Source organism: Brevundimonas sp. (assembly GCF_031412435.1).
GTDB lineage: Bacteria > Pseudomonadota > Alphaproteobacteria > Caulobacterales > Caulobacteraceae > Brevundimonas.
Window position 1 is genome coordinate 24,270 of sequence record NZ_JANODA010000035.1, and the last position, 25,762, is coordinate 50,031.

At 69.4% G+C, this 25,762-nt stretch carries 26 protein-coding genes; all 26 read left to right on the forward strand.

From position 1 onward, the window contains the following. The first annotated feature begins 167 nt into the window (after positions 1-167). Positions 168-686: a hypothetical protein gene (locus RMO01_RS06345; protein WP_309628198.1), complete on the forward strand. Its 519-nt coding sequence runs from the start codon at positions 168-170 to the stop codon at positions 684-686. Positions 687-1,128: 442 nt separating this feature from the next. Further along, positions 1,129-2,469: a hypothetical protein gene (locus RMO01_RS06350; RefSeq protein ID WP_309628199.1), complete on the forward strand. Its 1,341-nt coding sequence runs from the start codon at positions 1,129-1,131 to the stop codon at positions 2,467-2,469. A 76-nt stretch (positions 2,470-2,545) separates the two neighbouring features. Then, positions 2,546-2,965 carry a hypothetical protein gene (locus RMO01_RS06355; RefSeq protein ID WP_309628200.1) on the forward strand — a complete coding sequence of 140 codons (420 nt, stop codon included), beginning with the start codon at positions 2,546-2,548 and terminating at the stop codon, positions 2,963-2,965. A 97-nt stretch (positions 2,966-3,062) separates the two neighbouring features. After that, positions 3,063-3,257: a hypothetical protein gene (locus tag RMO01_RS06360; RefSeq protein ID WP_309628201.1), complete on the forward strand. Its 195-nt coding sequence runs from the start codon at positions 3,063-3,065 to the stop codon at positions 3,255-3,257. Beyond that, a complete protein-coding gene (locus tag RMO01_RS06365) occupies positions 3,254-4,975 on the forward strand; it encodes a portal protein (RefSeq protein WP_309628202.1) in 1,722 nt (573 codons plus the stop codon). Before RMO01_RS06360 ends, RMO01_RS06365 begins: the two co-directional genes overlap by 4 nt. Positions 4,976-5,033: 58 nt before the next feature. Further along, on the forward strand, positions 5,034-5,171 hold the full coding sequence (locus RMO01_RS06370) for a hypothetical protein (RefSeq protein WP_309628203.1): 138 nt from the start codon (positions 5,034-5,036) through the stop codon (positions 5,169-5,171). Continuing rightward, positions 5,168-5,371 carry a hypothetical protein gene (locus tag RMO01_RS06375; protein ID WP_309628204.1) on the forward strand — a complete coding sequence of 68 codons (204 nt, stop codon included), beginning with the start codon at positions 5,168-5,170 and terminating at the stop codon, positions 5,369-5,371. The genes RMO01_RS06370 and RMO01_RS06375 overlap by 4 nt, the downstream gene beginning before the upstream one ends. Before the next feature lie 330 nt (positions 5,372-5,701). Then, positions 5,702-6,661 carry a hypothetical protein gene (locus tag RMO01_RS06380; protein WP_309628205.1) on the forward strand — a complete coding sequence of 320 codons (960 nt, stop codon included), beginning with the start codon at positions 5,702-5,704 and terminating at the stop codon, positions 6,659-6,661. A gap of 191 nt (positions 6,662-6,852) precedes the next feature. After that, positions 6,853-7,797, forward strand: a complete 945-nt coding sequence (locus RMO01_RS06385; protein WP_309628206.1) for a phage capsid protein — start codon at positions 6,853-6,855, stop codon at positions 7,795-7,797. A 105-nt stretch (positions 7,798-7,902) separates the two neighbouring features. Next, positions 7,903-8,403: a hypothetical protein gene (locus RMO01_RS06390; RefSeq protein WP_309628207.1), complete on the forward strand. Its 501-nt coding sequence runs from the start codon at positions 7,903-7,905 to the stop codon at positions 8,401-8,403. 112 nt (positions 8,404-8,515) lie between these two features. Next, the gene (locus tag RMO01_RS06395; protein ID WP_309628208.1) at positions 8,516-9,121 is read left to right on the forward strand and encodes a hypothetical protein; all 606 of its coding nucleotides are present in this window, start codon (positions 8,516-8,518) and stop codon (positions 9,119-9,121) included. A gap of 45 nt (positions 9,122-9,166) precedes the next feature. Next, complete coding sequence (locus RMO01_RS06400) at positions 9,167-11,413, forward strand: hypothetical protein (protein WP_309628209.1); 2,247 nt, start codon at positions 9,167-9,169, stop codon at positions 11,411-11,413. After that, positions 11,403-11,873 carry a hypothetical protein gene (locus RMO01_RS06405; protein WP_309628210.1) on the forward strand — a complete coding sequence of 157 codons (471 nt, stop codon included), beginning with the start codon at positions 11,403-11,405 and terminating at the stop codon, positions 11,871-11,873. The genes RMO01_RS06400 and RMO01_RS06405 overlap by 11 nt, the downstream gene beginning before the upstream one ends. 1 nt (position 11,874) lies before the next feature. Further along, positions 11,875-12,351: a hypothetical protein gene (locus RMO01_RS06410; RefSeq protein ID WP_309628211.1), complete on the forward strand. Its 477-nt coding sequence runs from the start codon at positions 11,875-11,877 to the stop codon at positions 12,349-12,351. Further along, complete coding sequence (locus RMO01_RS06415; RefSeq protein ID WP_309628212.1) at positions 12,351-14,621, forward strand: hypothetical protein; 2,271 nt, start codon at positions 12,351-12,353, stop codon at positions 14,619-14,621. The genes RMO01_RS06410 and RMO01_RS06415 overlap by 1 nt, the downstream gene beginning before the upstream one ends. Positions 14,622-14,707: 86 nt before the next feature. Next, positions 14,708-17,659 (forward strand): transglycosylase SLT domain-containing protein, encoded by a 2,952-nt coding sequence (locus RMO01_RS06420; protein ID WP_309628213.1) that lies wholly within the window; start codon positions 14,708-14,710, stop codon positions 17,657-17,659. An 18-nt stretch (positions 17,660-17,677) separates the two neighbouring features. Beyond that, positions 17,678-17,923: a hypothetical protein gene (locus tag RMO01_RS06425; RefSeq protein ID WP_309628214.1), complete on the forward strand. Its 246-nt coding sequence runs from the start codon at positions 17,678-17,680 to the stop codon at positions 17,921-17,923. Positions 17,924-17,933: 10 nt separating this feature from the next. Continuing rightward, positions 17,934-18,302 (forward strand): hypothetical protein, encoded by a 369-nt coding sequence (locus tag RMO01_RS06430; RefSeq protein WP_309628215.1) that lies wholly within the window; start codon positions 17,934-17,936, stop codon positions 18,300-18,302. Continuing rightward, positions 18,299-21,019, forward strand: coding sequence for a hypothetical protein (locus RMO01_RS06435; protein ID WP_309628216.1), 2,721 nt, complete (start codon positions 18,299-18,301; stop codon positions 21,017-21,019). The genes RMO01_RS06430 and RMO01_RS06435 overlap by 4 nt, the downstream gene beginning before the upstream one ends. A gap of 58 nt (positions 21,020-21,077) precedes the next feature. Further along, positions 21,078-23,303, forward strand: coding sequence for a hypothetical protein (locus RMO01_RS06440; RefSeq protein ID WP_309628217.1), 2,226 nt, complete (start codon positions 21,078-21,080; stop codon positions 23,301-23,303). Then, complete coding sequence (locus RMO01_RS06445) at positions 23,303-23,734, forward strand: hypothetical protein (RefSeq protein ID WP_309628218.1); 432 nt, start codon at positions 23,303-23,305, stop codon at positions 23,732-23,734. Before RMO01_RS06440 ends, RMO01_RS06445 begins: the two co-directional genes overlap by 1 nt. After that, positions 23,731-24,459 carry a hypothetical protein gene (locus RMO01_RS06450; protein WP_309628219.1) on the forward strand — a complete coding sequence of 243 codons (729 nt, stop codon included), beginning with the start codon at positions 23,731-23,733 and terminating at the stop codon, positions 24,457-24,459. Before RMO01_RS06445 ends, RMO01_RS06450 begins: the two co-directional genes overlap by 4 nt. Then, complete coding sequence (locus RMO01_RS06455; protein ID WP_309628220.1) at positions 24,456-24,665, forward strand: hypothetical protein; 210 nt, start codon at positions 24,456-24,458, stop codon at positions 24,663-24,665. Before RMO01_RS06450 ends, RMO01_RS06455 begins: the two co-directional genes overlap by 4 nt. Beyond that, entirely contained in the window at positions 24,662-25,213 is a 552-nt protein-coding gene (locus RMO01_RS06460; RefSeq protein ID WP_309628221.1) for a DUF1353 domain-containing protein, read from the forward strand. Before RMO01_RS06455 ends, RMO01_RS06460 begins: the two co-directional genes overlap by 4 nt. A gap of 25 nt (positions 25,214-25,238) precedes the next feature. Continuing rightward, the gene (locus RMO01_RS06465; RefSeq protein ID WP_309628222.1) at positions 25,239-25,565 is read left to right on the forward strand and encodes a hypothetical protein; all 327 of its coding nucleotides are present in this window, start codon (positions 25,239-25,241) and stop codon (positions 25,563-25,565) included. Then, positions 25,565-25,762: hypothetical protein (locus RMO01_RS06470; protein ID WP_309628223.1), on the forward strand; the 198-nt coding region annotated here is incomplete at its 3' end. The genes RMO01_RS06465 and RMO01_RS06470, both read left to right, overlap by 1 nt.

Here is a 25,762-nt window from a genome sequence, read left to right on the forward strand (position 1 = left end):
GGCGCGGCCCCATGCGCGATGAAATGTCGGCAAGATCGCACATAGGCGAGGATATATAGGGTTCTACGGTTCTATGGGTTCTGACCTTGCGAGAGGCCAATAACGGCGGGAATATTCATAGAACCCGGCGAAGAACCCGCCAGAACCCAATTAAATAGGGTCCAAATATGAATACCCCTGCGTTGCCGGGGCTCGCTCCGGCGCCGAAGCGGGGGCCAGGGCGGCCGAAAGGATCCGGGAACAAACGATCGGGCGACCTCCAGCGCTACGTCGAGGCGGTCTATGGCGGGATGACGCCTGGGCAGCAGTCGGCGCAGATCGGCCTGGTCACGGCGGCCGAGCTGAGAGCCCAGGGCGGGGACATCATGGCGGCCATGGGCCTGAAGGCCCTGAAGCTGGCCCAGATGCTGGGATGCGAGGGCAAAGAGGCGTGGCTGCTGATGCAGCGGGAGCGGGCGGACCTGCTGCCCTACATCCACCAGAAGCGCGCGCCGAAGGAGGAGGCCCCGGAGGGCGAGGGCTCGACCCACACCATCCTGGCCATCCCGATGGAGGCCGGCACGGCGGCGGGCGACGGCAGCGGGGCAGGGGAGTGGGACACGCCGCCCGATCTGCTGGAATATCAACAGGTTATCGAGGCCGAGGCGAACGAAGTCACCGAACCCAAGTCACCAGACGACGCCTAAGCCCCTGTTATCGCTGGCCTAGCAGCCCTTGGAACCTCTGACTGCAAATCAGAGGACCGACCCCCTCCCGCCGGACCCCCCGCCCCCCTCGCGACCCCCCGCCCCCGTTTTCGGGCGGCCCCGGTTTTCAGGTGGGGGCATCGACCGGCAGGTTCTCGCCCCGAGGCCCCGTCCACCCCCCGTTTCGGCACCGCGAAACTGACCTCGTCGAAACGGGTCAGGGTCAGGGAAACGGGTGTCTGCTGTCGCGAAAATAGAGCGCCGGACGTGGGGCTTCGCCGGGCCGGTGGCGCGCCTGTTCGAGTTCGACAGGACACAGCTGGTTTTCATCGTGGGGCCAACGGGCGGCGGCAAGACGATTGCCGCGGCGCGCCGCTGTCTCCGGACTGCTCTCTGGCAGCACGCTAGTCCGAGAGACGGCTGGCGTCGAGCGCGGATTTACGTGGTCTGCCCGACCTACCGGATCGCCTGGGACAGCGTGATCCCGTCGTATCTGAAGACCTTCGCCAAGGAGACCGACCAGCCCCTGGTGACCGAGGGCCGGGGTCGGGACGGCGAACTGCGCGCCAGCTGGAAGGGCGCGATGGGCGACCCCGCCAACCACACCTATCAGATGCTGGGCAACGGCCCCGACGGCAAAGGCCCCGTCGAGATGGATGTGCGGTTTCGGGCCGTGCAGGACGTGGACCTGGACGAGTTCTTCCGGGGTAAGGAATGCACGGCCTTCTGGCTGCCCGAGGCCGACACCCACAACGACAAGAACATCCTGTCCTACTGCGCCAACCGCATTGGGCGCTTCCCTGAACCGGACGACCGGCCCGAGACGGCCCCGACGCCCGCCTACATGGGCGTATGGGGCGACGCCAACACCCCGACCATCGGCCACTGGTTCCAGGAAGAGTACTTCAGCGCCGAGCAGAAATCGTTCCGCCTGCACAAACAGCCGCCGGGCTACGACCCCGACAGCCCTGACGGCTTCCACCCGGCTGCCGAGAACATGGCGAACCTGCGGAAGATCAACCCCCGCTACTACCAGGCTATGGCCGAGCGGATGGAGGCGCACGACGTCCGTCGCCTGTTGCAGTGCAAGCTGACCTATGGCCGCCTGGGCGAGCCGGTGCACCCGAGCTTCGACGAAACCCTGCACGTCGGGCCGGACGACATGGAGCCGTCGCCGGATCTGCCGGTGATCATCGGCGTGGACGTCGACTTCAAGGGCGCCGCGACGCTGGGCCAGCGCGGGGCCTTCGGCCAGTGGACCGCCTATGCCGAGGTCAACGCCATCGACAGCCCCGACGGCGAGATGGACGTGCTGGAGTTCGCCGACGCCATCACGGCCGCGCGCCAGCAGTATTTCCCGCACTGCAAGAAGGCGATCATCGTCATCGACCCGGCCGGCAAGGCCCGCTCGACCCTGAACCGGGGCCTGAGCTGGGCGACCGAGCTTCAGGCGCGGACCAAGATTACCGTCGTTCCCGCGCCGTCGAACGATCCGAAGGTGCGCAGAACGGCCCTGGCGCGGCCGCTGAAGCGCCGGAACGGGTTCCGCGCGCATCCGCGCTGCAAACGGCTGATTACCGCCCTGAACGGCGGGTTCCACTACCCCAAGAAGGGGTCGGTGACGTCGATGGTGGCGCGTAAGAACGAATACAGCTCCATCGGAGAGAGCTGCGAATACATGGCGCTGGGCGGCGAAGGGCTTGAAGACAGGGCGGGGCTGGTCCCGGCGATGGGGCTGGGCGATCCGGGCGTCAGCAACGTGGTTGAAGTCGTCTTCGACTAGGTCGGTCCACTCCCCGTTGCGGCAAGGAGAGCCTGTGCGGGCTGAGGCATTCCCGCCGCAATCCCGAGGACACCACATGAAAAGTCTGAGATCCATCGGCCTCATGGCCGTCGCCCTGCTCGCCTGTTCCGCAGTCGCCCACGCCGCCCCGGTCACGGCTGCCATGACACACCTCACCTCGTCCATCGACCCTGGCGCTATCATGGCGAGCCTCGCCGTCGTCGGCGCGGTCGCCGCCGCCCCGACCGAAGGCATCGCCGATCCGAACCCGGCCACGGGGCCAGTTTCTGTCCTGCAGGCGCTGCACGACAGCGAGATCAACGCCGGCATCCAGACGTTCTTCGACGGACAGTTCGAAGTCTGGCTGGGCGACGAGGCGAACGGTCGCAAGGCCGAGACGATCGCCGACAGTTACGCCTCGGCCGAGGCCTGGCTGACGATGGCGGCCCGCGAGCGATACCCGGACAGCCAGTTCGCCCAGGCGAACCCCGGTTAAGAGGGCGTCAGGCCCGGTTGAAAGCCCCGGTCAGCGATGGCCGGGGCTTTTTGCTGTCTCCCGTCCCCCCCCGGTTTCGGCCGGGCGACGGTGCGGCATGAGCTTCCTCCGTCGTCAAAAGGTGCAGGCCCCGCCGCGTCCGGTCGATCCGGCCGATGTCGCCAATCGGCTCGACCAGGCGCGCCAGAACCGGCTGAAGAAGGGCGGGCGTCAGTCCACCTTCCTGTCGGAGGCCGTGGCCGAGGCTGCTACCGGCGCGCCGGCCGCCACCCTGACCGGGATCGGCGGATGAGCGTCGCCGCGCCGACCGCAACGCCGCGCAGCCGCAACATCCGCAACGGCTGGGAGGAGGCGCAGACCCAGCGTCGGGCCTTCGAACCCGGCTGGCAGATGGTCAGCGACTATTTCTATCCGTCGTCGAACTTCACGGTGACGCAGACGTCGCCCGTGGTGCGGCGCGCCCGGCGCATCGTGACCAACACCCCGCGCCAAGCCCTGAAACAGGCCGCAGCCCTGTTCGTCGCCTATGCCGTCGACAACGCCCAGCCCTTTCTCGCCCCCAATGTGAACCGGGGCATGGCCCTGGCCGGGCGCGCGATCTGGATCAAGGGGCCGGATGGCCGCGCTCTGGAGCTGGACGACGCCAGCCGCGATTATCTGGACGACCGCCGCTGGCAGATGTTCGACGCGCAGATGCTTCCGCAGTCCGGCTTCATCGCCGCGACGGTGCGCGCCGGGCTGGAGTTCCTGGCCTTCGGCAACGGCGTCCAGTGGACCGGCCGCAAGCGCGGCTTCGGTCCGCGCTACCGCCACATGCCGCTCAAGTCCTGCTGGTGGATGAAGAACGAGGACGGCGAGGTGGACACGCTGTTCCGCCGCTGGCGCACGCCCGTCTGGCGGCTGGTCAAGGACTATCCGAGGTCGCTCGAGCATCCGAAGATCAAGGAGCTGGCCGACGATCCGAAGAAGGCCCAGACGTCGATCGAGGTCCTGCACGTCGTCGAACCGCGCCAAGGCGGGGTGTCGGGCGGCATCGCCACCAACAAGCCCTTCGCCAGCCTGACCCTGTTGCCCGAACAGGACTGGTTCGAGGCCAAGGAGGAGGGTTACGACAGCTTCCCCTACCAGGTCGCCGGCATGGACGAGTGGGAGGGCGCGCCCTACTGCACCGGCCTGGGTTTCGACGCCCTGCCCGACGCCATGGCCCTGAACCACTTCTCGGGCGGGATGGAACGGGCCATCGACCTGATCAACGACCCGGTGACCTTCGCGCCCACCCGCCTGTTCGGCAACCGGCTGGACCGGCGGCCGGGAGCGGTGAACATCTACGACCCGGTGAACCTGGGCTTCCAGTCGCTGAGGGATGCGATCCAGAAGGCGGACATCGCGGGCGACCCCAGCTGGGCCGAGCGCCGCTGCGCCGCCCTGACCACGAACATCGAAAAGGTCTTCTTCGGCAACTTCACCAACCTGAGGGACGCGGCCAACGTCACGGCCGAGGAGATCCGGGAGCGTCGCGACCTGCGCACCCGCGCGCTGAGCTATCTGGTTCCGGCTTTCGACCGCGACCTGTTCGGCAAGGGCGCGGACCGGGCGCTGGAAGCCCTGATCGAGGAAGACCTGGTCCCGCCGCCGCCCGCCGCCCTGTCGGGCGTCGATGTCGACTGGGATTACGCCGGGCCGCTGGCCAAGGCGCAGATGCTGACCCAGGTGGACGGCGCCATGCGCCTGTTCGACGCCGCCGCCGCCGCGAAGCAGTTCGACGAGAACGCGGGCGACATCGTGTCGGTGCATGAGGCCCTGCGCACCGTGAACGACAGCCTGGGCAATGCGCCGGGCATGATCAACACCCGTGCCGTCGTGGCCGAGAAGGCCGCCGCGCGCGCCGAGGCCGCCGCCCAGCAACAGCAAAACGAGGCCATGACCGCCGAGGCGACCGCGCTGCGCGACGCCGGCCAGGGCATGGCCTCGATCGAGAACGCCGGCCAGCCATCCCGGATGGCGGCGTAGAAGGAGACCGGCCTTGAGCAAGCCAAAGCGATACGCGGAGCATCCCCGCGCCGAGAGGATGAGCAAAACCCCGCCGCGCCCGAAGCCCAGCCTGCTGCGTCAGCGGTTGCTGGCCTCGACCCGCCACTCGCCTGTCTTCTCGCCCGAGCTGAAGGAGTGGCTGATGTGGGATCGGATGGGGGTGTCGTTCCGATGAGCGATCCGTCTGCGTTTGACGAGCGACCGGCCGCGACCCTCTTTCGCCAGACTTGCGATCTTCGCAACCGCGCTCGAACCCATCGCGACAACGCGAACTCCGCCCTTTCGGTCTATGAGGCTGAGGTGGCCAAGGCCGTAGCGCTGGAAGTCCGCATCGAGATGTTCGACCGGGCCATTCGCAAGCTCGAACCCCTGTGACTGACACCCTGCCGCAGGACACGCCGGAGCTTGAGCCCGCGCGCGGGTTCGACAGCGCGCGGCTGATCGCCGACGTGCGGCTGGGCGATCAGGACGCCATCCGCGAGGCCTATCGGCGGACGTTCGGCACGGCGCTGGGCCGCGTCGTCCTTCTGCACGCCCTGGCGACCATCGGCGAGATCGGACAGGCGCGCGCGCCCGAGCCGCCGGAGCTGAGCAACCACAAGAACGGGCGCGGCCATGCCGTGCTGACCATGGCCAATCTGGCCGGCTTCGACCCTGTCGCCGTCGCGGCGGCCGGGCTGACGCAAACGCTTGAAGGAGCAGACTATGAGCGATCCTACACCCACGCCGACGCCCGAGCCCACGCCGACGCCGTCGCCATCACCTTCTCCGACGCCGACGCCGACCCCGACGCCTTCACCGGAGGGGCAACCGACGCCGACCCCGGCACCGGCGGATGGTCCGAAACCGGCTGACACGCCCTGGCAGGACAACCTTCCCAAGGCCCTGGCCGAGGACCCGCTGTTCCGGGGATACAAGACGATCGACGACCTGGCGCAGGCGCACCAGCATCTGACGAAGCTGAAGGGTGCGCCGGCGAATGAACTGCTGCGCATTCCGTCGAAGCCGCTGGATCAGGCGCCCGAGGACTGGAAGCCGATCTTCGCCGCCATCGGCGTCCCGGCCGACGTCAAGGACTACAAGATCGAGCTTGCGGCCGAGGCGGCGACCGATGCGCCTGCGCTGGAGGGTGTGCTGCGCGAACTGGGCGGCAAGGCCAATCTGAACCAGGCCGGGATGAACGCCGTCGTCGAAACGCTGAACACGCTGGGCAAGGCCGCCGCCGAAGCCGATGCGGCGGCGTTAGCGGCCTCGACGAAAGAGACGGCCGAGACCCTGACCAAAGAATGGGGCGCGGCCGCCGAGGGCAACCGACGCGCCATCGGCAAGCTGATCCGCGACGCCATGGGCGGCGAGATCGACGAACAGGCCGCCGCCGATCTGGAGACTTCGCTGGGGTCGAACCTGACCCTGTCGCGCGTTCTCGCCCATGCCATCGGCAAGATGGCCGAGCCGGAGGCCCCGGGCGGTGGGAACGCGTTGCCTCAGACGACACAGATGACCCCGGCGGCCGCCAAGGCGGCCCTAAGCGCCAAGTACGCCGACAGGGACTGGTCCGCCGCCCTGAACTCCCGGAGCCATCCTCAGCACGCCGCCGTCATGGCGGAGCGCGACATGCTGCTGGCCCAGCAGCGCGGCGAAAAGCGACCTGACGCGGTCGCATAGAACGACAGGCTTGACGGCTGGGGCAAATCACCCCAGCCGTTGACCATTCTCTTCGCCGGAGACCGCGAAAGCGCCGGGCCACGAAGACGACGCCCCGGGGAGCGCATCCCAAGGCACGCACGGCGAGAGCCGAGACTGCAGCCGATCAAATCCAGACCTTTTTTTGATCGAATGCAGGAGGGCGTGCGCCCATGGACTATTCGCAAATCACCCAGGCCGACGTGGATGGCTTCCGCGAGAACCTGAACATGGTTCCGCAGCAGGACGAGAGCGTCTATCTGCCTCACGTCGACTCGGACATGGCCTATTCCGAACCGGGCAAGGCGTTCAACGTCGACAGCATCGGCACGTCGGACCCCAAGGACGTCGACACCGTCGTTCCGGACAGCCCCGAGGGCCTGCTGGAGATGACCCGTCGGGTCGGCTTCTTCAAAGGCTTCCACGACGGCAAGTTCATCGAGAGCGTGCAGAAGGTTCACCAGCTGCGCGACCCGACCAATCTGGTGATGGCGTCGATGCGCGCCGGCAAGATGCGGAAGGCCGACACGAAGATCCGCGACAGCTTCTTCGCGCCCGCCCGCATTGGCGAGCATGGCGAGGACGTGCTGAACTTCCCGTCCGGCAAGATCATCGACGTCGCGTCGCGCAAGTACCTGCACACGCTGGAGGTCTCCGCCCTTCCGGCGTCCGGCGCTTTGCCGATCACGCTCGGCAAGATCCTGACCGCGCGCGGCATCATCCGGAAGACCAAGATCCTGAAGCTCCACAAGGGCGCCCGGATCAAGCTGGCCGTGCGTGAAGACGACATCAGCCAGCTGCTGACCACCATTCCGGTGACCAGCAGCGAATACAAGATCGCGGAGAAGCTGGCCGGCGGCGAGATCACCCACGCCTGGGGGATCGACTTCGTCCAGGACGACGACGTGAACCTGAAGGCCGGTTCCTCTGACACCTACATCCTGCCGATGTGGGTGGACCGGGTGATGATGTATCGGTCGCGCGAGATCCACAACGCGACGATCAATCCGCGTCACGACAAGTCGAACCGCCCCTACGCCTACTACGAGACCGAACACGGCGCCGCCCGTGGCTGGGACGAAGGCGTGGCCGGTATCGAGGTCAAGGACGTCGCCTGAGCCTGAACCCGGGCCGTCCCTGACCGGGGCGGCCCATCTTCGCTGATTTCGGCCGAGAGGCCCGCGGACCCCGGAAAGGCCGCTGAATGACAAGGAACACCCACCATGGCCAAGTTCATTGGAGCCATTCTTGGAGCCGCCCATGCCGCGAACAGCGGCGCGGCCGGCTCTCTGGTCGACCCGTTCTACTGCAACGGCCGCGTGGCCCGGATGCTGAGCGATTACTGGACCGGGGACGCCGCCCAGGACGATCAGATCAGCCTCGGCTTCGTCGACTGGACGACCCGCTTCGACGCCATCTCGACGATCGACTTCGACGACATGGGCACCTCGATCACGCTCGACGTTGGCGTCGCGCTCGACACGGATTGCCTGATCGCCGCCCAGGACGTGGCGACGGCGGCGGGCTCGGTCTCGCTGCTGAAGTCGGTCGCCATCGCCAACCGTCGCAAGCCCCTGTGGCAGCTGGCTGGCTATGCCAGCGCCCAGGCGGCCCGCACCGCGACCGTCGCCGTCGGCGGGCGAGCGGAGCTGCTGGCCACGCTGAAGGGCGGCAACCCCGGTTCGGGCACGCTCGCCTGGTCCATCTACGGCTCGCCTCAATAAGGCGACGCCCAGGCATCGGCGCGCCCGCCGGATTGCTCGTCTAGAGGCGCGCCGCATCGGGGGCGGGAGGATGTGCAGTCCCTCCCGCCCCTAGTCATTTCAGGAAGAGACCATGTCGGACGCGGAAACCAGCCTTGTGAACGGCGCCCTGGTGCATCTGGGGGAAGACACCGTGTCCAGCCTTGTAGGCGACCCGCCGCCGTCGCGCATCGTGAAGATCCTGCCGCACCTTCAGAAGTCGATCGACGCCGTGCTGGTGAAGTACGGCTGGCTCTGCGCCCTCGACTACTTCACGCTGGAGCCCAGCGCCCTCATTCCGGCCAACTGGCGCTTCCAGTACCACTATGTCCTGCCGGCCGGCGCGCTGCGCTTCTGGGAGGTGTCCCGGCTGAACGGTTGGGAGCGCGGCGTCTGGATCCGCGACGACGGGGCAACCGTTCCGGTCCTGCGCTCCACACAGGGCGGGTCGATCAACGTCAGCCTGGTCATGCGCCGCAATGCTGACGCACTGGACAAGAACGTCAGCGACGCCATCGAGTTCGAGCTGGCGGCCCGCGCGGCGCGGCCCATCGGCGGATCGGTCGAACGGGCGCTGGAGCTGCGCAAGATCGCGGATCAGGCCGTCCTGTCGGCCATGGGCACGGACGGACAGGATGCGAAGGGCGATGACGTGATGATCGCTGACCGCGTCGGCAACCTGCGCGCCGCGGCTCTGTAGCCCGTCCGCGTCCACCCCCCGTTTCGGCAGGGGGAGATTGGGCGCATGGGCAGACAATCCGGTTTCCAGAACGCGTTCAACATCGGCGAGCTGTCGCCCGACGCCTGGTCGCGCAGCGATCTGGTGCAGCACTCCAAAGGGTGCGCGCTCGGCTACAACATGATCGGGCGGGTGGCCGGGCCGACCGGGCGTCGGCCGGGGACCTGGTTCGTCGGCCTGCCCAAGTTTTCGGCCACGGCCGGGCGGCTGGTTCCGTTCCGGCGATCGAGCGCCGACGCCCTGGTGCTGGAGTTCGGCCACCTCTACGTCCGCGTCTGGACCGTCAACGGCGCGCCGGTGATGGACGGCCCGTCGCAGGTCGAGTTCACCACGGTCTATACGGCCGCGCAGCTGGACGGCCTGCGCTGGCGTCAGTCGGGCGACGTCCTCTACCTGACCCATCGCGACAACCTGAGCCCGCGTGTGATCCGGCGGCTTTCGAACACCAGCTGGCAGTTCGACGGGCTGGGCTTCTCGAACGGCCCGTATCGCGGCGAGAACGGCGACGCGACGCGGACCCTGAACCTCAGCGGGACGACGCTGACCGCCAGCTTCTCCGCCTTTGTGAGCGGCCATGTCGGCAGTCTGTGGCGGCTGAGGTCCAATGCCGGCAACCCCGGCGTGCTGTCGTGGGAACCGGGCGAGGAAAGCGTGACCATGGGGGCGCAGCGCCTGTCGGACGGTCGCGTCTATGGCGCGGCGAGCGGCGGGACGGCCGGCAACACCCCGCCGGTGCATGACAGCGGCACGGTGTCGGATGGCGGGGTCGAGTGGACCCATTTGCACGACGGCGCGGCCGTGGTGGTGGTCACAGCCTTCACCAGCGCCACCGAGGTGACCGTGGCCCTGCTGACCGGCGCGCCCGCGGGGCTGGACGCCGGCACGCCCTACTGGTCCGAGGGGGCCTATTCCGACGTGCGGGGGTGGCCGACGGCCAATCCGGCCGTCCGCGAGGAGCGACTGGCGCTGGCGGGAGCCTTCGCCGAGCCGGACGGGATCAACCTGACCCGGACGGCCGGTTTCGGCCCGGCGACCGTGGATTTCACACCCGGACTGGGGACCGGCCGCGTGGTCGACGACGACGCGGTCAAGCGGTTCGTCGGCGGCGACCGCGACAGGATCGTGTGGATGGAGGGCTCCAGCTTCCTGCTCGCCGGGACGACGGACGGCGAGTTCATCATCTCGGGCGGCACCCTCGACGATCCGATCAGCCCCAGCGGATGCGTGGCGCGGCCGGTCGGGGAGTTCGGGTCAGCCGACGTCATGCCCGCCCTGGCCTATGGCGGCGTGGTGTTCGTGGCGGCGGGGGGCGAGACCCTGCGCCTGGTCGCCGTCGCGCCGGACCAAAGCCTGGAGCTGCGCGACCTGAACGTGGTCGCCGGTCATATCGGTGCGCGCGGCCTTGCCGAGATGACCTGGATGAAACAGCCGCTGAACCTGTTCTGGTTCCGGCTGTCGGACGGCGGACAGGCCAGCTTCACCTATCACCGCGAACAGGCGGTCGAGGGATGGAACCGGCACGGGATCGGCGCGCCCGCCGTGCCGACCGAGGAGGAGCCGCTGGGCGGGGGCATGGTGCTGGAAAGCAGCTGTGTCGTTCCCGGCTTCAAGGGGCGGCCCCGGCTGTTCATGCTGGTCAGCCGGATCAAGGATGATGTGCCGCAACGCCTGATCCTGAGACTGGCGGAACCGGCGGACAAGCTGTTCCTGGACGCCGCCGAGCGATACGCCGGTGCGGCGACTGCGGGCGTCGGCGGGTTGAACCATCTCGCCGGGGAGCCGGTGACCCTGATGGCGGCGACCGAGGCCGGCGCGTCGGCGGCCGTGGGCAAGGGCTGGGGCGAGTATCGTGACCGGATGGTCGATGAGGACGGCGAGGCCCTGTTGCCCGACGATACAACGGCGACGGCGATCTATGGCGGCCTGCCCTTCCTGAGCCGGTGGGAGGGGCTGACGCCCGATTTCGGCGGCCCCGGCGCGACGGCGGGGCGGCTGGTCCGCTACACCCATGTCAGCGTCGTGCTGGAGGCGGCCGTGGCCTATACGGGGACCGTCGGCGACGAGGGCGACAGCGGCCGCGACCGGCTGTTGAACCGGGCGCCGGGCGACGTCGGCGGGCCGGTCGTGCGGCGCACGGCGTGGAAGTCGGCGGCGCTGGGTGGCGCGAGCCGGGACCGGCGCTATTTCGTCGAAACGGACCACGGCTGGGACCTGGTCATCCACTCGATCCGGGCGACGGCCGATGTCGAATAGGCTGACCCTGCGCCCCTACTCGCCCACAGATCCATTGCGCATCGACGCCCGGGAAGATTTCGCGCGCGAGCATAAGGCCATGGGGGAGCCGCTGTTCGGGCCGGGCCGGGTCGAGGGCCTGTGCTGGACCCTGACCGACGGTGAGCGGAAGTGGGCCAAGCCCCTCGCGTGTGGCGGACTGGAGCCGAACGGCATGGGGCGGTGGACGGCCTGGCTTTACGCGAGCGACCTGTCGCCGCGCGGCTGGGTGAAGGTGGCGCAGGCGTTCGTCGTGGCGGTGCTGCAATCCGGGGCGCACCGGGTCGAGATGACCGTGCGGGCGCCGACGTCGACAGGCGACTGGAACGGATGCCTGGACGCCTGCGCCTTCGCTGAGCGGCTGGGCCTGAAGCGCGAGGGTCTGATGCGCGGATACACGCCCGACGGGGCGGATTACTGGCTTTTCGGGGGAGTGTTCTAGGATGCCGTTGCCATTGCTGGCGGTCGGATTGGCGGCCGCGGGAAGTATCATGGGCGGGATCGGCAGTCTGCGCGCCGGATCCGCGCGGGCGAAGGCCCTGGGCTATCAGGCCCGGAACGCCCGGCAGGAGGCGGGCGTGCGCGCCTCGATCCAGATGGAGGAGAGCGACCGGATCGGGGCGCGGGCGGCGACGCTGGCGGCGGCCTCGGGCGGCGGCGGACTGCAAGGGTCGGCGCTGGCCGTGATCGACGATCTGGCGCGGCAGGGTGTCTATCGCGCCCGGCAGACGGTGCGCGACGGCCTGTCGGAAAGCATCGCCCTGAAACAGGAGGCGACGACGGCGCGACGACAGGGCCAGGCGGACTTCGCCGTCAGCGTCATCAACGCCGCTTCAACCGTGCTGGGCGGGATGGCGCAGCAGGCGCAGGCGCGGCGCGCGGGCGGGCAGGCCCCGGCCCGATTTGATCGGTTCTTCTGATGGCAAAGCTTCCTCAGTCCATCGACATGCAAGGGCCGAACGGCGCGACGGCGTCGGGGCGGGCCGTGGATTTCAGCAGCATCGGCGGGGCGCTGGAGAGCGCCGGCGCCCAGGTCGCGCGCTGGGACGAAAGCCGGCGGGTCGCGGACGACGCCGTGGCCGGTCGCGAGATCGAGACGGTTCAGCAGGACTATGCCCTGGCCGCCGGGCTGAGGGCCGAGGAGTATGACGGCCGCGACCCCGGCTATGCCGCGCGCGAGCTGGCGGCGTTCGATGCACACTATGCGCCGGTGTTGGCGCGAACCGACGTTCCGGACGGGGTGCGCGATAGCCTGACCCGTCAGACCCGCGAGCTTCGCGCCCGTGTCGGTCAGCAGGCCATCGCGGTCGAGACGACCACGCGCGGCCGCCGGGCCTCTGCGGACCGGGACGCGGCGGATCAGGCCGGCGCGCTTCAGGCCCTGATGCGGTTTCAGGACGATTTCGACGGGCGGTCCGACGCCCGCAGACAGGCGTGGGACGGCGCGTCACCGGGCTTCGCGGCCGGAACGATGGAGGATTTCACGGCCGCGCAGGAGGCGGCCCTGGCCGACCTGCCGCCGAACGTGGCCGATCGGTTGAAGCCCATGCTGCTGTCGCGGCAGGTGACCCTGCAGGCCCAGGCCATGGCGGCCGAGGACGAGGGCCGCGAGGCCGGGACCATGGCCACCATCTCGCAGGGTCTGCAGGGGCTGGTGAACCGGGCCGCGCGCGACCCGTCGCTGATGGCCCGGTTCGACGAGGAGATCGCGCCCATTCTCGCCGCCGCTCCGGCCGCCCTGAGGGACCGACTGGAGAAGGAGACGCGCGAACGGGCGCAGGTCGGTGCGATCGAGGCCCGGATACAGGCCGGCGACTATGACGCCGTCGAGGCCGAGGCGGAACGCGGGGCCTATGACTGGATGGACCCCGGCACGGTGGCGCGCACCCGCGAGGCGGTGAAGAGCGCGCGGGCCAACGGGGTGATCGAGGACGCCCAGGCGGCGGCGGATCTGGAAGCCCAGGTCGCGGCGGACCTGAGGGGCGTACTGGCGGGCGGACAGCCCGACGCCGCCCTAGTCCAGCGGGCGCGGCTGATCGGCGGCGACGCCCTGGCCGTCAAGGTCGAGACCGACCAGAAGGCGGCGCTGGAGGTCCGGCCGCTGATGGCGCGGGTTCGCACCATGACGGCGGACCAGTTGTCATCGGAACTCGAACGACTGCAGGCCAGCGCCACAGACGCGGTCGGAGCCCGCGCGCTGGAGCTGGCGGGGGCGATGATCGAGGCGGACCGTGGGCTGAGGTCCGATCCGGCGGCTTGGGCGGCGACGCCGACCGGGCCGGGCGACCGCGTGGCCGAGGGGGTGCGCGACCGCTGGCGCGGCTTCACGGCCGAGCCGACGGCCGAGACGGCGCAGGCCTACGCCCGCGCCACCTGGATCGCCCAGCGCGAGGGCGGCGTGCCGCTGTCGCAGCGGCGCATCCTCGACAGCGGCACGGCCGAGGCCTGGGTGGGGTCACTGGATGCGGAGGGCGAGGCCGGTGACGGACTGGCCGCCCTGGCGGCTCGCGCCGCCCTGTTCGGCCGCGAGTTCCAGCCGCAGGTGCTGAGGGAGCTGACGCTGGCGGGTCTGAAACCCGCCGATCTGGGGGCGCTGACCCACTATGCCGGGTCGCCCCGGCGGATGGCACTGTATGTCCAGTCGCGCGCCCTGACCGGCGACGACCGCGCGGACAAGGACACGCGGGATCAGGTGGACGCGGCCCTGACCACGGCGCTTGCGCCCTATATGCGGGCCATCGGCAGCCAGAGAGGCGGCCCGGCGACGATCGAGGCCGCCCGGGTCCTGGCCTATGGAATGGCGGCCCGGGGCGAGAGCGTGCGCGACGCGGTGCGGACGGCGACCGCGCCCATGACCGACGCCTATGAGTTCGAGGACGACTGGGCCTTGCCGGCGGCTTCAGGCCATGAGGTCGGGCGCGTGCGCGCGGGGGCGCGAAATCTTGTCAGCGGGCTGATCCGACAGGACGGCTCGGGACTGTTCGCGCCCGCCAGCACCCGGATGACGCCGGACCAGAGCCGACGGGTCTATGCCGACATGGTGCGCGAGCGCGCGACCTGGAGGAACCTGGCCGACGACAGCGGCCTGGAGCTGGTGATGACCGACGCCCAGGGGCGCCCGGTCCGGGTTCGCGACGCGGCAGGACAGGACGTCGTCCGGACCTGGGCGCAGCTGACCAGCGAGCGCTAGGGCCTCTTTGCACGCTGTCGCCTGCCGCGCGGCGGCTCGCTGCTTGAGCCCGTCCACCCCCCGTTTCGGCAGGGGGAGGATGAAGCATGTTTCAGGATCCTTTCCGCCAGAACGCCGACACCGCGTCCGACGATGATCTGACGACCCTGGTCGAGACCGGCCCGGTGTCGAATGCGATGGGGCGTCGCGCCCTGTTCGACGAGCATCAGGCGACCGACCGGGTGGGCGGCTTCATCGTCAGCGATGACCGGCGGGCGTTCGACGCCCAGAGGGCGCGGGTCTTCGGGGACCAGTACCGGAACGAACTGAGCGCCGAGGACGCCAACGCCCGCTACGGCGTCGAGGGCGAACTGACCTTCGACGCGCCGGTGAACGAGCATCGGGCCGTCGAGATGAACCGGCAGGCGACGTTGCGCCGGTTCCGCGAGGATACGGCCGCCCGGGCCGACCTGAGCGTGCTGGAGAGCATCGGCGCGTCCGTGCTGGGTTCGGCGACCGACCCGGTCATGCTGCCGACCTGGTTCATCGGCGGAGGATCCGCGGCCGTGAGAGCGCTGGGTGTCGCGGGCGGCGCCGGGCGGGGCGCGGCCATCGCGCGCGGGGCGACCGTCGGCGTGATCGACGGCCTGACCGGCGGCGTCGTGGCCGAGGGGATCAATGCGGCGGCGCGCCTGAGCACCGGCGAGGATTACACCGGCGGCGACGCCCTGAGAAACATCCTGTTCGGCGCGGCCCTAGGCGGCGTGGTGGGCGGCACGGTCGGCGGCGTGGCTGGCACGGGCCGCCGCGCCCCGCCAGTGCGGGCGCCGGGCGTTCGAGGCCCGGTTGGTGAGATTATCGCGCGCGAGGCCGCGGCGTCAGGCGTGAACGTCGATGTCGCCATGCGCATCGCCCAGATCGAGAGCGGCGGGAACCCGAGAGCGCAAAACAGCCGGTCGACGGCCGGCGGCCTGTTCCAGTTCATCGACAGCACCTGGGCGCAGTTCGGCGGGGGCGACAAATACGATCCGACGACCAACACCCGCGCCTTCATGCGTCTGACCCAGGAGAATACGAACGGCCTGCGATCTACGCTGAGACGCGATCCGGCAGGCTGGGAGCTTTACCTGGCGCACCAGCAGGGTCTCGGCGGCGCCCGTCAGTTGCTGAGCGATCCCAACCGACCGGCCGTTGACGCCCTGAGGGCGGCAGGGGTTCGCAATCCGGCGAGGGCCCTGACGCTGAACGGTGGCCATGCCGGGATGACCGCGGGCGAGTTCGCCGGAAAATGGCGCGAGCGGTTCGGCGACACCGGCCCGTCGATCGAGGCGCTGACGCCGCCCCAACCGCCGCGTGCCCTGGACGGCCTGACCGAGAACGAACGCGTCGGGGCCTTTACAGAGAGCCTTGAGGCCATCGCCGAGGACGCGCCGGTGGACCTGGGTTCCATGCTCGCCCGGAACGGCATCGACGCGCTGGATGAGGTGTCGGCGGTCCCGTCGATCCGGGGTCGCTGGCTGGAGGCGGACACGGCGGTGACGCGGCGCGGCGGGGAAATCCCGGTGCGGTTCGCCGTCGTCGAGCTGGGCGACCTGAAGACCAGCCACAGCGATGACCTGACACCTTCGGGCGACTATCCGCAGGCCCTTCAGCCGCGCGACCGGTCGCGGGCGGGGTCGCAGGCCGAAAACTACAATCTGGAGCGCGACCTGAACCCGGCGCTGTTGATGCGCGACCGGGCGGCATCGGGCGGCGCGCCTATCGTCAGCCCGGACGGGCTGGTGGAAAGCGGCAATGGGCGGACCATCGCCCTGCGCCGCAGCGCCGCGACGGGGACCGAGGCCTGGGGGCGGTATCAGGCCGAGTTGGCGCGGTCGGGCATCGACATCGAGGGCTTCGACCGGCCGGTGCTGGTGCGGATGCGGTCGGAGCCGATGACCGGGGCGGGCCGGGCCGACATGGCGCGCGAACTGAACGTGAGCCAGACCGAGGGTTTCAGCCCCGTCGAACAGGCGAAGTCGGACGCGCGCCGTCTGGACGCCGACACCCTGTCGCTGATCGAAGGCGACGACGCGTTTGCGGCGACGAACCGGCCGTTCCTGAAGGGGTTCGTGTCGCGGGTCGCGCCGAACGACGCCAACGCCCTGACCGATGCGCGCGGGGCGCTTAGCCTGGCCGGCAAGAGCCGCGTTCAGGCGGCGCTGGTGCAGCGGGCCTATGGGGACGAGGCGCTGACGGCGGCCCTGTTCGAGACCAGCGACGCCAACATCCGGTCCATCGGCCAGGCGCTGGCCGACGCGGCGCCCGCCTGGGCGAAGATGAGGGCCGAGGCCCCGCGCGAGCTGGACCTGACCGTCAATCTGACCGGGGCGGTGGCGCTGGTGCGCGAGGCCCGCGCCGCGCGGATGTCGGTCGGCGAGCTGGTGGCCGAGCGGCTGGGCCAGACCGACCTGTTCGGGGGCGAGGCCCTGAGCCCCGAGACCGGAGCGATGATCCAGCTGATGTTCCGGGACGAGGCGCTGACGAAGCCGCGCGGCGCGGACCGGATCGCCGAGGCCCTGAAAGACTATGCCCGAGGCGCGGCCGAGACGCCCGCCGGACCGAACCTGTTTGGAGAGACCCCCGATGGCCGCGCCTTCCTCGACACCCTCCTTGCCCGCTATGCCGGGGCCGAAGGCGAAGGCCAGAGAGGCCTCGCCTACGCCGGAGGCAGCGAGCCCGCCTGGACGACGCGAGAGGTTGAGCCTGCTGGCCTCGACCTTCGGCCGCCTGGCCAAGAACCCCGCCAACCCGGAGGAGGCGGCGACAGACTGGAAGACGGCGGGCCGGCTGAAGGCGCTGGCGGAGTGGGCGGCAGAACCCGCCTGACGCCCGAGGCCCGGGTGGCGGCGTTCATCGCGGCCGACCCGGAGCTGAAGGCCCTGATGGCGGACACCGAGGCGCTGGCGCAGGCCAACGGCGTGGACCTGCCGGCGTTCGAACGCTCCACAGAACCGTCCACCGTGGCCGAGGCGATCCGCGCTGCCGCCTTCTGCCTTACGACCGAAACTGTCGTATGAGCGGCCATTCGTTAACGGATGAAAATCCTAACCCCTCCCGCCGTGCTGGCCTGCGTCGCCGTGACGCCGGACCAGGTGCAGTTCGACTGTCCCCGCTGCGACGTCACGCACATGCTGACGCGGGGGCTCGACTTCACCGAGGACCCCGCCGGGGTCTGGCGGGTGAACGAGCCCGGCGGGTTCGAATGCGACTGCGGCGTGCTGATCCGCGCCGACTTCACCCTGACGCGGTTCGTGCCCCTGCTGGAGCCGCTGACCGACTGAGAGCTAACACATGACAGGTTCGACCCGCACCGAGACCGCCAAACTGAGGCTCCGGCTAGACCAACACGCCAACACGGTTCTGAACCCGGATGACTGTTTCGTCGCGCTGCGCCGGGACGGCCGGAAGGACCTGTGGATGCTGTTTCCCGTCAGCGAGGTGACGGCCGAAGGTCGGATCGTGAAGGTTGCGGATCAGATGAAGGGTCCGCGCGACCTCACTGATAGCGAGTGGTCGCAGCCCAGATACGCCTTTTCGCTCAAAGGAAGGGCGACAAACGACGCGATGATCGACCTTTGCTGGCGGCCCTACGCGGGTCTTCAAGCCCTCCGGATGGCCTGCGCCGAGGTCATGAACTTCGTGCCGGACACGGTCCATTGACCCGCGCCTGTCACAGTCCCGTCCGCATGGCGACGGGCGACGCCTTCTCGGATGAACAGATCGACGACATCCTGGACCGGCTGTTGCGCAAGGCGCAGCGGCGCGGCGAGGCCTTCGACAAGGCGGCCATGGCCGAGGCGGCGCAGGAGCTGACCAAGGAAGAGCTGGTCGGCGTGCTGGCCGAGCGGCGGCTGCGCGTCGCATCGGCGCGGGCCAGCGCCGGGTTCGACCGGATGATGGCCGGGATGGGCGACGCGGTCGGGGACGAGGCCGACAGGCTGAAGGCGTTCAATGTGGGGTCCGAGAAACAAGGGCTGGGCGGATCGTTCAGCGTTGACGCCGAGGGGCGGGCGCGGACCGTCGCCCTGTGGGGCCAGGTCGAGAAGGGGCTGCGCGAGGCGGACCTGCTGGACCGGATGTCCGGGTTCGGCGTGGATCACGACTTCGAGCGGATGGTGGGCCGGGAGATGGCGCGCCTCAACGGGCAGGACATCCCGCCGACCGGCGACGCCGACGCGCTGAAGGTCGCGGAGATCCTGAACGCCGCGACCGAAACCGGGCGGCTGATGCAGAACGACGTCGGGGCGTGGATCGGCCGGATCGAAGGCTATATCGGCCGCCAGGCGCATGACCGGCTGAGGGTCGCGGGCGGGTTCTGGCGCGAGTTCCAGGCGGGCGGGCTGGGCGCCATCAAGGACATGAAGGGGGCCAGCCTGAAGGCCAGCCGCCGGGCCTACCGCGAATGGCGGGACTTCATCACGCCGAAGCTGGATGACCGGACGTTCGACGGCATCGAAGCGCGCGACCTGGACGAGGGCTGGATGGACGACGCCCGGGCGTTGCAGGCGTCGGGCGCGATCGACGACGCGGCGAACGTGCGCGAGGTCATGCTGTACCGGGTCTGGTTCGACATCGTGTCGGGCAAGTCCGAGGTTCTGGGCGGCGCCGACGACATCGGGGACTTCCGGCCCCCGGCGTCCAAGGCGCGCAGCGTGTCGAAACACCGGGTGCTGCACTTCAAGAGCCCCGACGACTGGTACGACTATCACCAGACCTTCGGCCGCGGCTCGATGTTGGCCAACGTCATGGGCGGGCTGGAGCGGGCGGCCAAGAACGCGGCCCTGATGAACCGCTGGGGTCCGGCGCCCGAGGCGATGTTCACCAACAAGGTCGCCGAGCTGCACGCGAGCGCCCGCCAACGCGGCGACAGCGGGGCGGCGGACCGGCTGATGTCGGCGCAGCGCCGGGCCGAGTTCGACGAGATGACCGGGGCCGGGTCGGCGCCAGAGAACCTGAGGTTCGCCATCGTCGGGCGGTCGATCCGGGTTCAGCAGTCGCTGGCCAAGCTGGGGGGCATGGTCCTGTCGGGCCTGTCGGACACGTCGCTGGCGGCGCAGACGATGAAGCGGGCGGGGGCCGGGTTCCTGGACGGCTATTCGGGCGCGTTTGCTGGCATCGCGCGATTGCAGTCGGCCGAGGGCAAGGCGGCGGCGGACCTGCTGGACGTCGGGGCGCGGTCGGCGGCGGCGCATATGACCGGCCGTTTCCATGCGGCGGACGGGCCGCTGGGCTGGGCCGCGTCGGCGCAGCGGCTGTTCTACAAGGTCAACCTGTTCGAGGCCTGGGTGGACGGCCTGAGGCGCGGGGTCGCGGAGATGTATTCGGCGCACCTGGGGGCCGAGGCGTCGCGGCCGTGGGCGGCCCTGAACGCCGGGACGCGCGAGACGCTGGAGCGATACGGCATCGACGCCGACGACTGGGAGCTGGCGCGGCTGGGGTTGATCCAGCCGGAGGCGGCGCGACCGGAGGCGTCGTCGTTGCGGCAGAAGCCCGCCGAGGCGAGCGTGGAACCGGAGGGGCGGCGGTACTGGACGTTCGAGGCCATAGACGGGATCTCGGACAAGGCCCTGCTGAAGCGGGCAGGGCTGACCGGCAAGGAGGCGACGGCAGAGGCGGCGCGGCGGGTCCGCGAGGACCTGAGGTTGAGGTTCCAGGCCATGGTCGGCGGGGTGCTGGACGACGCCCTGACCGAGGCCAGGGCGCGCGAGCGGGTGGCGATCACGCGCGGGACGCGGCCGGGCACCGTCTGGGGCGAGGCCGTGCGGGCGATGACGCAGTTCTGGAGCTTTTCGGCTGCGATCATGGGGCGGCATGTGGCGCCGGCGACGGCGGGGTATGCCGGTCAGAAGCCAGTGGCCTTGATGGCGCACCTGATCGTGGCGTCCACCCTGCTGGGCTATGCGTCGCTGCAGGCGAAACAGATCGTCAAAGGCCGGGAGCCGCGCGGCTTCACCGATGAGGACGGCGAGTTCCAGGGCGGGAAGCTGTTCATGGCCAGCCTGCTTCAGGGCGGCGGCCTGGGCATCTATGGCGACCTGCTGTTCGGAGAGGCGAACCGGAACGGGATCGGCTTCACCGTCGGGTCGATGATGGGGCCGACGGTCAGCGAGATCGAGCGGCTGATGACCATCATCCGCAAGACGACGAGCGGCGACCCGGACGAGATCGCCGACGTTCCGGCGAAGCTGATCGGCATGGCCAAGGCCAATATCCCGCTGGTGAACCTGTTCTACACGCGGGCGGCTCTGGACTATCTGGTCTGGTACCGGCTGCAGGAGGCGGCGTCGCCCGGGTCGGTCGCGCGCATGGAAAAGCGCGTCGAGAAGGAAGAGAACGCCGAGTTCTTCTACAGCCCCGCCGAGGCCGTGGGCAGCTGACCGCCCGACCCTTCTAGCCCTCCGTCCACCCCCACGCACGCGCGCGTGAGAGTGGCGCATGACCACGACGCCGGCGCCCAGCATCAATGTCATTACGCCGACAGGGTCGGCCGTCGGACCGTGGACCACGGGCTGGAAGTTCGACGCGCCCGAGGACGTCTGGGTCTATGTCGAGACCGACGGCGTCGCCGGGCCGGATCTGGAACTGGGGGTGGACTTCACCCTGAGCGCGCCGACCCCGTCCGTGGACGGCGGCAGCGTGACCCTGGACGCCTCTATCGTGCCCGAGGGCGGATGGACGGGCGAAAAAGTCGTCATCCGGCGCTGGACCGCGCGACGTCAGGGCGTGGCCCTGCCGGATACCGAGGGCCACAAGCCCCGGGCGACCGAGAAGGCGCTGGATCGCCAGATGCGGATCGCCGAAGAACAGGACGACGAGATCGCGCGCCTTGCCGAAGGCGGCGGCGGGGGCGGTGGCGGCGGGATTGCCAATCCCGAGGATATCGCGGCGGAGGTCGCGTCTCAGGTCGCGCCGCTATCAGGAGACATCGACGCGGCGGCCAGTGCGGCGGCGGCGGCCAGTGCGGCGGCGGCCGGGGCACAGTCCAATGCCAACACCCGGGCGGCCAAATCGGCCAACCTGAGCGATCTGGGCAGCGCTTCGTCGGCGCGGACCAATCTGGACGTCCCCTCCCGCGCCGGTTCGGGCGTCTCGTCTCTGCCGTTTAAAACCAACCTGCGCGTCTATCAGCTGTCCGTGCATGACGCGCCGTACAACGCCGTGGGCGACGGGACGACGAATGACGCCCCCGCCTTCAACGCGGCGGCGGCCGCCCTGAGCGCCATCGGCGGCGGCTACCTGATGGTAGACCCATCGAAGACTTATCTGCTGGACGACGATTTCATCTGCGCGCCCGGCGTGCGGGTGAAGGGTCAGTTGGCCCTGCCGGGCATTCCCGGCCCCGACAGCGGCTCCCTCGCCGATATCTGGACGTTGGGATCGCGGCTGATCATCAACCCGGCCAAGACGATCCGGGTCAAGGGTGGGGCGGGCCTGTCCGAGTTGTTCCTGTGCCGCAAGGGCCTGAACGGGCAGGTGACGCCGCACGACAGCGCGACGCGCGACGCGGCCTTCACCGGCACCGCCATCACGATCGAGGGCGAGGACACCTGCTGCACCAACCTGCTGGTGCTGGGCTTCGATTACGTCTGGGTCTGTGACAGCCACCAGAGAGCCGAGGCCAGCAACATCCGCTGGGACGCCAAGAACGGCTTCTGGTCGAAGAACAGCCTGGACGTGTCGCGGATCAAGCCGCTGCACGGCTGGCCGTTCGTCACCTTCGGCACGCTGGGCAACGCCGCCTCGACCGCCGAACACATGAACCATCGGCCGGGGATCGCCTATCGCTTCTCCGGCGTGAACGACTGGATCCAGCTGGAGGACCTGTTCGAGTACGGCCACTTCGTCGGCATCCAGACCGAGACGGCCGAATACGACGCGCCGGGCCCGACGCCCGCCTATCCCTATGGCCCGTCGAACGCGGTCTTCACCAACTGCGGCAAGGACAGCCTGGCCTATCCGGTCACGCCCTGGGTCATTCCCGGATCGATCGGGTTCAAGATCTTGGGCAAGACCAACGAGCTGAAGCTGATCGGTTGCCAGACGGCGGCCGTGGACGTCGCCTATCATATCGAACTGGACGACGGTGAAGCCCAGGTGATCATGGTCGCCTGTTCGGCCCACGCGGTGCGGACCGGCCTGAAGCTCGACGGCGGCAATGTGCGGATGAGCGCCTGCTGGTTGCGCGGGCTGGCCGGCCTGTACGGCGAGACCATTCTCGAAGGCTCAGGCATCAGTCTGGTCGACGGAAGCGCCAGCCGCGTCGTAGTGGACCGGACGACGGATATTCGCGGCTTCCAGTACGCGGTGAACGGCGGCTCGATCCCGGGCGCCGTGATCGGCATGCCGCACATCACGAACGGCACGGTGATCAATCTCGAGCTGGCCGAGATGGTCATCACGAACATCGGCACCGCCCAGCCCAGTCCCAACCACGACGCCCAGCGGGTCGTCGGCCCGCCCGGACAGGCGATGGGCGTGCTGGGGCCGACCCATTTCGGGCACGTGGTCAACTTCCTGTTCGAGGACACGCGCAGCGTCCTGTCGAGCGGCAACATCCGCCTGAACGCCGGGGCCGATCTGGTCGTCAACGACAGGGATGTCCTGACCCTCGTTTGCGCCGACACCTATTGGTACGAAGCCGCGCGCGGGCAGGCGACCTGATGCCCGACATCGGCGCAGCGGAAATCTTGGGCGGCGTGACCCTGACCGGCGTCGGGGCGGGCGTGCTGCGTCTCGCGCAGTGGTGGCTGGAGCGGCAGGGTCGGGTGCCGTCGAAGACGGCCGACGCCGCCGATCTGGTGACCGCCGCAGCCGCGTTCCAGGAGGCGCTGAACACGGCGGCAGAGGGGCAGATCGGCGCGCTGGTGGCCCGCATCGCGGCCATCGAGAAATCGCACACCGAATGTGAGGCGCGCTGCGACCAGCTGGCCGGCGAGGTCCGCGCCCTGCGCCAGTCGAACGACAGCCTGATCCGCCAGCTGCGCGACCCGGCCTCGACCCAACCCGGCGGTTCCCTGGACGGCGCCGTCATCCAGCTGATCGACGGCCGGGCCGACATCGTCAGCACCAAAGCGGAGAGAGCATCGAAATGACCGACACCCTGACCACGCTGCGCGCCCAGCTGCTGGCGTCCGTGGCCGTCATCGACGAGGCGCTGAAGGCCGTGCCGCCCGAGGCGGTCCAGTTGGACCTGCCCAAGCCCGCCGCCTTCTTCGACCGTCTTCGCGGCCGTCTGTGGCCCCGGATGAGCGTGAGCCAGGTGCAGGGCTGCGAGCGCATCCTGGCCGCCTGTGGCCATGCCGGGTTCGGTCTGGCGTGGACGGCCTATGTGCTGGCGACCGCCTATCACGAGAGCGGCTATCGGATGCAGCCGATCAAGGAGCTGGGCGGCGACGCCTACCTGTCGAAATACGATACCGGCCGGCTGGCCGAACGGCTGGGCAACACGCCCGAGGCCGATGGCGACGGTGTCCTCTACGCCGGTCGCGGCGATGTGATGATCACCGGCCTGGACAACTATGTCCGGGCGACGGTCGAGCTGCGCCGCCTCGGCATCATCGGCGAGGATGTGGATCTGGCGAAGACGCCGGAGCGGGTGCTGGAGCCCGCCATATCGGCCGCGATCCTGATCTATGGCATGCGCGACGGCTGGTTCACCGGCCGGGGGCTCGACGACCTGTTGCCCCGGACGGGATCGGCGACGGTGGGCCAGTTCACCAAGGCGCGGCCGATTGTCAACAGCATGGACAAGGCGGCCCCGATCGCGGGCTACGCCATCGACTTCCAGGCGGCCCTGTTCGCGGGAGGCTGGGCGTGAAGGGGAATGGCTATCCCACGGCGGCCGGAATGAAGATCCTTGAGCGGATATTCGAGAGCGGTCCGACGCCTCTCGCGCCGATCAATCCCCGGACTTACGCCCACCTCGACGAGAACGGCTACGTCGTCACGACGACCCTCGGCGGCGTGGTGTGCGTCGATCTGTCGGGCGAGGGCAAATACTTCATGAGCGGCGAACTGCCGTGACCCCGACGCCCGTCCGCATCACCGACGACGTCCGGATCAGCGAGAGCTGGTCCGGGCGCGAATTGCCGGGCGACATCGTGGACGGGCGTCAACGGGTCAAGCTGACCACGCCGGTCGACTATCGCGACCGGACCCAGGCGGGGGGCGAGAGCGTCATCCTGGTCCCCGCCGGGTTCGTGACGGACTTCGCGTCCATGCCCTTTGGCGTGCGCAACCTGTTTCCGGCGCTGGGGATCTATGCCCGGCCGTCGATCATCCACGACCTGCTGTATCTGATCGAGGGCGACCTGCCGAACCTGCTGGAGCGGTTGCAGGCGCCGCGCCCGGGGAAGTCGGCGGCAGGGACGCCGATGCTGACCCCCGAGGAAATCACCGCCTATCTGAACATCACGTCCGAGCGGCCGTGGGTGAACACCCGCCGCTACCTTCGGCACGAAGCCGACGCCGTGTTCGCCGAGGCCATGCAGGTCGTCGGCGTCAGCGCCTGGCGTCGCACCGTCATGCATCGCGCCGTCCGCATGGGCGGCGGCAACGGCTGGGGCCGCTAGGCCCCGGCGAAGAGGAGAGAATTCTATGCCGGACACCAACTACGACAAGTCGTCGACCAGCACGCGGAAGTACCGCTACGACCTGCAGCAGCGGGTTGCCGTCGCGGCGGCCAATGCCGCGTCGGCCGAGATCAACGACGCGGGCGAGGTCATGCTGCACGCCACCACGGACTGCTATGTCACCGTGGCGGCCCTGGACCCGGTCGCGAACGCCGCGACCAACGCCTTCCCCATGCTGGCCGGCGAGAAGTTTCACCTTCAGATCAATGTCGGCGACCAGTTCGGCGTGATCCGCGCCAGCGCCGACGGTTATCTGTTCATCCTGCCCGTCGACGGCCGGGTCCGCGTCTGATGCTGTTCGGCGTTGGCAGGGTCGGCGGCGTCGGCCGGGTGGGCCACTCCCAACGAATGGGAGGGGGGGCTCCTTCGTGGGTCGAAGACCCGTCGTGGCTCCAGATCGACTTCACGCAGGGTCGCATTTGGAACCCTGAAACACGGCAGGCCGTCACGCTGGAAAGCGAGCTGACCGTGTCGTCCCCGGCGGGTTAT